Source organism: Burkholderia sp. HMSC10F09, assembly GCF_001806955.1.
Taxonomy (GTDB): domain Bacteria; phylum Pseudomonadota; class Gammaproteobacteria; order Burkholderiales; family Burkholderiaceae; genus Burkholderia; species Burkholderia multivorans.
Window position 1 is genome coordinate 1 of sequence record NZ_KV786506.1, and the last position, 3,326, is coordinate 3,326.

The following is a 3,326-nucleotide window of genomic DNA, read 5'->3' on the forward strand; positions in this document are numbered from 1 at the left end:
CCGACGCGGGCCGGCTCGCCGAGACGCGGCTGTGGATGCTCGATGCGCGTCTCGACGATCTCGTCTCGATGGTCAGCGGCTGCGAGCGCATCGCGTCGACGCCGATTCCGTTCTCGTACGACGTGCTGCTGCATCGGACGATCTACGCATACTGCGTGCTGCTGCCGTTCGGCCTCGTCGATTCGATCGGCGCGGCGACGCCGTTCGTCACGGTATTCGTCGCCTACACGCTGATCGCGCTCGACGCGATCGCGCATGCGATCGCCGAGCCGTTCGGCGACGGGCCCAACCATCTCGCGCTCGATGCGATCGCGCGGCAGATCGAGCGCACGCTGCTCGAACTGAACCGCGAGCCGCTGCCGGCGGAAGTGACGCCCGTCAAGGCGTATCGGCTCAGCTGAGACGGCACCGCGCGATCGTTGCGCCGGGCCGGCCCGCGCCACCGGCGCCGGCCGGCAATCACCCGACGTAATAAACGCTTGCAATCGACACATTTCGAGCGTCAACAGGCGGCGACGGCCGCGCGTTTTTTCGTCAAGCGCCCACGATCCGGATGCGCAACGACAGGAGAAACATCATGCGAGCCCTTATCCGCCCTCTCGCGATCGCCGCCACGCTGATGTCGGTGCTGACCGGCACCGCTTTCGCCGACACGCCGTGGCAGCACGCGCATCCGCGCCGCGAACAGGTCGACCAGCGCCTCGCGAACCAGAATCGCCGCATCCATCGCGAAGTGAGGGAGGGCGAGATGTCGCACGCACAGGCCGCGCGCCTGCACCGTGACGACCGCCAAATCCGCCAGGAAGAGCGGGACATGGCCGCGCAGGATCGCGGCCACATCACCAAGAGCGAACAGCATGTGCTGAACCGGCAGGAAAATGCGGTCAGCAACAGGATCGGTCAATAAGCGTCCACGACAAACCGATCGATCCGCGCCGAGTCGCCACCGTCTGAACACCCGCTGCCCGATGCGGCAGCGGGTGCTTGTTGTATCGAATCGTTTCAGCTCGCCATCCGTGTCGGATGCCGCGGGTATACTTCGTCGTCAACCGCGCGCGTCGCGCTTCGAAAACGACGCAATGCGCCGCGGTTTCGTCGCGAAGCTTCGCGTTTCGCCTTCCCCGCGCCCCAGCCTCGACACGAGAGACACGACGATTCGACCATGAAACGATTCCTGCTGCTCCTGCCCGCCGCCCTGCTCGCCGCCTGCGGCTCGACGCCTTCGTCCGATTCGGCCGCGTCCGGCGCGGCGCCGATGATCTACGTGTCGTCGCAGCGCCCTGCCCATGCGATCGCGAGCTGTCTCGACAACCGCCTGTCGAGCACCGAACAGTCGCAGCACAACGGCGTGACCGACATCACGGTCGGTTCGCGCGCGTACTTCGTCACGCTGACGCCGTCGGGCAGCGGCTCGGTCGTCAAGGTCGTGCGCGGCTCCGGCAGCGAGCCTGCCGAAGAAGCGATGCGCTTCGCGATCGCGCGCTGCGTGATCTGAGCGCGCCCGTGCCGGCGCGAGACGCGCGGCATCGAATACTTTCGTCCGGGCTGCAGTCGATGAGAGAATCGCACGACGATTCCCTTCCGATGGAGCCCGCATGAAGCATCTGCTGTCCCGGCTGTTCGTCAGTGCCGCGCTCGTCGCGCTCGTTCCGGCGCTGCCGGCCGACGCGGCGACGCCGCCCGGCATCTTCGTCGTCGCCACCCAGCTCGGCGAATTCACGACGCTCGATCCGAGCCAGATCTACGAGCTCGTGCCGTCCGAGTATGTCGCGAACACCTACGAACGGCTCGTGCGCGTCGACCTGAAAGACCCGACGCGCTTCAACGGACAGATCGCGCAGTCGTGGACCGTCGGCGCCGACGGGCTCACCTACACCTTCAAGCTGCGCCCCGGCCTCACGTTCCACTCCGGCAATCCCTTGACCGCCGACGACGTCGCGTGGTCGCTGCAGCGCACCGTGCTGCTCGACAAGGGGCCGGCCGGCGTGCTCGCCGATCTCGGCCTGACGAAGGCGAACGTCATGCAGAAAGTACGCGCGCTCGACGCGCAAACCTTCGTGCTCGAGACCGACCGTGCGTACGCGCCGAGCTTCGTGCTGAACGTGCTGAGCGCGTGTCCGGCATCGGTGCTCGACAAGAAGCTGCTGCTGTCGCACCGGCAGGGCGACGACTTCGGCAGCGGCTGGCTGAAGACCAACGATGCGGGCTCCGGCCCGTACCGGCTCGTCAAGTGGACGCCGAACGAAAGCATCGTGCTGCAGCGCTTCGATCAGTACCGCACGCCGTATCCGATGAAGCGCGTCGTGCTACGCCACGTGCCGGAGGCATCGGCGCAGCGGCTGCTGCTCGAGAACGGCGACGTCGACGCCGCGCGCAATCTGAGCCCCGACAGCCTCGCCGCGCTGACGAAGGCCGGCAAGATCAAGGTCGCCGCATGGCCGGTGTCCGCGCTGCTGTATCTGAGCCTGAACACGAAGAATCCGAATCTCGCGAAGCCGGACGTGCAGCAGGCGATCAAGTGGCTCGTCGATTACGACGGCATCCAGCGCAACATCGTCAGCACGACGTACAAGGTCCATCAAACCTTCCTGCCGGAAGGCTTCCTAGGCACGCTGAACGCGCGGCCCTACAAGCAGGACGTCGCGAAAGCGAAGGCGCTGCTCGCGAAGGCCGGGCTGCCGAACGGCTTCGACGTGACGATGGACATGCCGAACGACTATCCGTACATCGAGATCGCGCAGGCGCTGCAGGCGAACTTCGCACAAGGCGGGATCCGCGTGAAGCTGATCGCCGGCGATGCGAAGCAGGCGATCGGCAAGTACCGTGCGCGCCAGCACGACATCTTCATCGGCGAATGGTCGCCCGACTACATGGACCCGAACAGCAACGCGCGCGGCTTCGCGTGGAATCCGGACAATTCGGATCAGGCGAAGACGAAGATGCTCGCGTGGCGCAACAGCTGGGACATTCCGCAACTGACGAAGGACACCGAGGCCGCGCTCGTCGAGCCGTCGCCCGCGAAACGCGCGCAGCGCTACGAGGCGCTGCAGAAGGCCGTCCTCGCGAATTCGCCGTTCGTCATCATGTTCGAGAAGGTCGTGCAGGTCGCGACGCGGCCGGGCGTGACGGGCCCGGAGATCGGGCCGATCAACGATCTCGTGTCGTACCGCACGCTCGCGAAGTAAGGCGCGCGGCGCGGCTCGCGCGGATCGGTGCGGCCGCTCGCAGGCGGGCCGCGTCGCGTACCGTTGCGGCGGTCGTTCGGTTTAACACTGCCCGCTGCGGATACACGTTCGGCGCGGCGGCGGCGACGGTCGTCGTCGCCG

At 66.7% G+C, this 3,326-nt stretch carries 4 protein-coding genes; all 4 read left to right on the top strand.

Features of this window, described 5'->3' with window-relative positions; all coding sequences use genetic code 11:
* Positions 1 to 401 (top strand): bestrophin family protein (locus HMPREF3115_RS01660; protein WP_305366999.1); only part of this gene is annotated, 401 nt, incomplete at its 5' end.
* A 176-nt stretch (positions 402 to 577) separates the two neighbouring features.
* Positions 578 to 907, top strand: a complete 330-nt coding sequence (locus HMPREF3115_RS01665) for a hypothetical protein (RefSeq protein WP_035488099.1) — start codon at positions 578 to 580, stop codon at positions 905 to 907.
* Between the two features lie 255 nt (positions 908 to 1,162).
* The gene (locus tag HMPREF3115_RS01670; RefSeq protein ID WP_006396861.1) at positions 1,163 to 1,495 is read left to right on the top strand and encodes a sugar ABC transporter ATPase; all 333 of its coding nucleotides are present in this window, start codon (positions 1,163 to 1,165) and stop codon (positions 1,493 to 1,495) included.
* Positions 1,496 to 1,595: 100 nt separating this feature from the next.
* On the top strand, positions 1,596 to 3,185 hold the full coding sequence (locus tag HMPREF3115_RS01675) for an ABC transporter substrate-binding protein (protein ID WP_070553294.1): 1,590 nt from the start codon (positions 1,596 to 1,598) through the stop codon (positions 3,183 to 3,185).
* Positions 3,186 to 3,326: the final 141 nt, after the last annotated feature.